Here is a 3,782-nt window from a genome sequence, read left to right on the forward strand (position 1 = left end):
GCCGAGGGGTCCCCAGGGCGGGCCGGAATGTCGCTGACCGCCATCGCGGCGTCCTCCGTTGTCTGCGGTGCCTCGGTTGGGTACGCGGACGCGACGACCGGCTCCCGGAGGGCCGTGGACGGCGATGTCTTGGGCGGCCGGCGCGCTGCGTGCCCGAGGCAGGGTGGTCGGGCGTCGTCAGTGGGCCGGACAGATGGCGCTGCGCACGCGGCCGTAGTCGACGTGGCGTCGGGCCACGAAGCGGCGGACTACGGCGGCGGTCATGGAGGTCATGCTGCCACACCTCAGGTGTGGCAGCCAATGAGCGCGTGCCCGATCCCACATCACGGGCGGTCGCTGCCGCCACCCGGAGCGCGACCGTGTGGCAGGCTCGCGACATGGGGGATTTGTCCGGTAGGTCAGTCCCGACCGCCGGGAGGGGCGTCCGGCTCAGCGGGCTGCGCCTGCGGTCGCTGCCGGTATGGCTCGTACCGGCGGGCGTCACCCTGGTGCTGACGCTGGCCGGGCTGGACGCCGCGCAACCGTGGCGGGACGAGCTGGCGACCTGGAGCGCCGCCACCCGGGGGGTGCCGGCGCTGCTCCGGCTGGTCGGCACCATCGACGCCGCCACCGGCCCCTACTACCTGTTCATGCATGCCTGGGTGACGGTGGCCGGCGACTCGGTGGCCGCGTTGCGCCTGCCGTCCGCACTGGCGATGGCGGCGGCCGCCGGGTTGACCGCCACGCTCGGGCAACGGCTGGCGGACACCCGCGCCGGCGCCCTCGCCGGGCTGCTGTTCGCGGTGCTCCCCAGCACCTCCCGGTACGGCCAGGAGGCCCGCCCGTACGCCCTGGCCACTGCCCTCGCGGTACTGAGCACCCTGCTGCTGGTCGACGCGCTGCGCCGCGCCGGCTGGGGCCGCTGGGCGGCGTACGCCGCCGCGACCATCGCCCTCGGGCTGACCCACCTGGTCGCCCTGACCCTGCTCGCCGCCCACGCCGTCGCGGTGCTCGCCACTGGGTCATCGCCCCCGACCACCGGCCCGCAGACCGATCCCGCCCGTACGTCCCGGGACCCCGGCCACTCGAATGCCGACCGACCCGGAGCGCTCCGGTTCCGCCGAGGGCCCGGTCGGCCGAGTGGCCGGCTGGGGCCACTCCGGTGCTGGTTGCTCACGCTGGTACCGGTGGCGTTGGTGCTGACCCCGCTGTTCCTGCTCGCCCGGGGCCAACGGTCCCGCCAGCTGGCCTGGGTGGACACCGCCCGGCTCGCTGATCTGGCCGCGCTCCCGAGCGGCCTGGCGCAGAGCGCGATGGTGGGCGGCATGCTGGTGGCGCTCGCCGCGCTCGGCGCGGGGCGGCTCGGCCGGCGCGGGCTGCTGCCCGTGGCAGCCGTCCTGCTGCCGGTGCTGCTGCTCTTCGCGGCCGGGCTCGCCGTACCCCTGTGGGTGCCCCGCTACCTGGTCTTCGTGGTGCCGTTCGGCTGTCTGCTGGCCGGCGCGGCCCTGGCGGCGGCCCGGCTGCCGGCGGCCCTCGTCGTGGTGGCCCTGGCCGGGCTGCTCGGGCTGCCCGACCAGGTCGCGTTGCGACGCACCCACGAGTGGCCGCGCACCGCGACCGTCGACTACCAGGGCGTGGCGCGGATCGTCGCGGACGGCCAGCGCCCGGGCGACGCGGTGGTCTACTCACCTCGGGACAGCTGGCTCTTCCTCGACCTCGGTCTCCGCTACCAGTTGGGCGGCCAGGTCCCGCGGGACGTGTTGGCGGCCGAGGACCAGGATCGCCGGGGCGACCTGTGGGCGGTCGAGTGCGGCCGACCCGCCGAGTGCCTGGCCGGCGCGGACCGGGTCTGGCTGGTGGTGGCCGGCCGCCGCGCCGACCCGCTGGCGGCCGTGCCCGGCGCCAAGGGAGACGCCCTGCGCGCCGGGTTCACCGTCACCCAGGTCTGGCCACGCCCCGGTCTGACCCTCGCCCTGCTCAGCCGCTCACCGTGAGGCGGCCGTCGGGGGCGGTGCGGGCGAGCGGGACGATCAGGACCGCCTCGGTGCCACCGTCGGCGCCCGGCCGCAGTTCGATGCTGCCCCGCAGCTCGCCGGTGACCAGCGCCCGGACGATCTGCAACCCGAGTTTGGCACCGCCCTCGGCGTCGAACCCGGCCGGCAGCCCACGCCCGTTGTCGGCGACCGAGACGTGCAGCATCTTGCGGAACCGGTGGGCGGAGACCACCACCTCCGGCACCACCGCCCCCGGCACCGCAGGCTCCCCCAGCTCAGGCAGCGCGGGCGGCGCCGCGCCGGGGGCCAGGGGTTCGTCGGCCTCCCCGGCCGGCGGGAAGCCGTGTTCGACGGCGTTGAGCAGCAACTCGTTGAGGACCATCACCAGCGAGGTGGCGATCTCCGCCGGCAGCACGCCGAAGCTGCCCTTGCGTCGCATCCCGACGCTTACCTCGGTCGCCGCCACCTCGGTCGCCGCACTGGCCACCCGGTCGACGATCCCGTCGAACTCCACCGCCTCGTCGCTGGACATCGAGAGTGTCTCGTGCACCAGGGCGATCGACGCCACCCGGCGTACGGATTCCTCCAGCGCCACCCTCGCCTCGGGCATGGACACCCGGCGGGCCTGTAGGCGCAGCAGCGCGGCGACGGTCTGGAGATTGTTCTTCACCCGGTGGTGGATCTCCCGGATGGTGGCGTCCTTGGTGATCAGGGCCCGGTCCCGACGGCGTACCTCGGTGATGTCGCGGACCAGCACCAGCGCGCCGATCGGCACTCCGGCGGGCATCAGCGGCAGGGCGCGGGTGAGCATGGTCGCGCCGCGGGCGTCGATCTCCCGCCGGGGCGGCGCCTCGCCGCGCAGGGCCGCCAGGATGCCGTTCCCGGCCTCCGTGCCCTCCAGCGGGTCGTTGGCGAGCCGCCGGTGCAGCGCCGCGAGATCCTCGCCCACCAGGTGGGAGGCGTAGCCCAGCCGTCGGTACGCCGACTGCGCGTTCGGGCTGGCGTAGGTGACCTTGCCGCCGGCGTCCAGCCGGACCAGGCCGTCGCCGACCCGCGGCGCCGAGGTGGTCTCCCCGGGGTGCCGGGGCGGCGGGAAGGTGCCGTCGGCGATCATCTGCGCCAGGTCGTCGGCCGTGGTCAGGTAGTTCAGTTCCAGCTGGCTGGGGGTACGGGCGGTGGAGAGGTTGGTGTCCCGGCCCACCACGGCGATCACCTCGCCGGACTCACCGTCGGCGGCGCGCAGCCGGACCGGGATCGCCTCGTGCCGGGCGGGCACGTCGCCGTACCAGACCGGGTCGCCCTCCCGCCAGATCCGTCCCTGCCCGTAGGCGACCTCCAGGTGCGCCACCTCCGGGCCGCCGACGATCCGGCCCACCTGGTCGTCCTGGTACGCGGTGGGCGCGGTGGTCGGGCGGACCTGGGCCACGCAGAGGAAGCTGCCCTCGCCGTCCACCGGCACCCAGAGCAGCAGGTCGGCGAAGGACAGGTCGGACAGCAACTGCCAGTCACCGGCGATGCGGTGCAGGTGGTCGATGTCGGCCGGGCGCAGACGGGTGTGCTCCTCGGCGAGGTCGCGCAGCGTTGACACGCCGACCAGCGTGCCACGCCGATGGTCACATCGTCGCGGTGACCTTCTTCAGCCCTCGTGGCGCGTCCGGGTCCTCGCCCCGGGCCAGGGCCAGCGCGAGGGCCAGCCGCTGCAACGGGAGGATGTCCAGCAGGGGGGCGTACCGCTCGTCGACCTCGGGCACGCCGATCCGGGTGGCCCCCTCGACCTCGGCGGAGCCGACCACGACCACGTCCGCGCGG

Annotated in this window: 2 protein-coding genes and 1 pseudogene; 1 reads left to right on the forward strand and 2 read right to left on the reverse strand. The window is 75.2% G+C overall.

From position 1 onward, the window contains the following. Positions 1 to 377 precede the first annotated feature (377 nt). Positions 378 to 1,973, forward strand: coding sequence for a glycosyltransferase family 39 protein (locus tag C1I95_RS32540; RefSeq protein ID WP_111219779.1), 1,596 nt, complete (start codon positions 378 to 380; stop codon positions 1,971 to 1,973). On the opposite strand, the gene C1I95_RS32545 is transcribed toward C1I95_RS32540, so the two are convergent. Together C1I95_RS32545 and C1I95_RS32550 are read right to left on the reverse strand one after the other, a co-directional pair. Continuing rightward, positions 1,957 to 3,561 carry a PAS domain-containing sensor histidine kinase gene (locus tag C1I95_RS32545; protein ID WP_111219781.1) on the reverse strand — a complete coding sequence of 535 codons (1,605 nt, stop codon included), beginning with the start codon at positions 3,559 to 3,561 and terminating at the stop codon, positions 1,957 to 1,959. The two genes, C1I95_RS32540 and C1I95_RS32545, sit on opposite strands and share 17 nt — an antisense overlap. Before the next feature lie 25 nt (positions 3,562 to 3,586). Further along, a pseudogene (locus tag C1I95_RS32550) lies at positions 3,587 to 3,782 on the reverse strand (SIS domain-containing protein); the annotation flags it as partial.

Source organism: Micromonospora craterilacus (assembly GCF_003236315.1).
Taxonomy (GTDB): domain Bacteria; phylum Actinomycetota; class Actinomycetes; order Mycobacteriales; family Micromonosporaceae; genus Micromonospora; species Micromonospora craterilacus.

What these genes read in the sequence shown, in the direction of transcription:
- C1I95_RS32540 (WP_111219779.1), top strand. Translation starts at nt 378, where the DNA reads ATGGGGGATTTGTCCGGTAGGTCAGTCCCGACCGCCGGGAGGGGCGTC.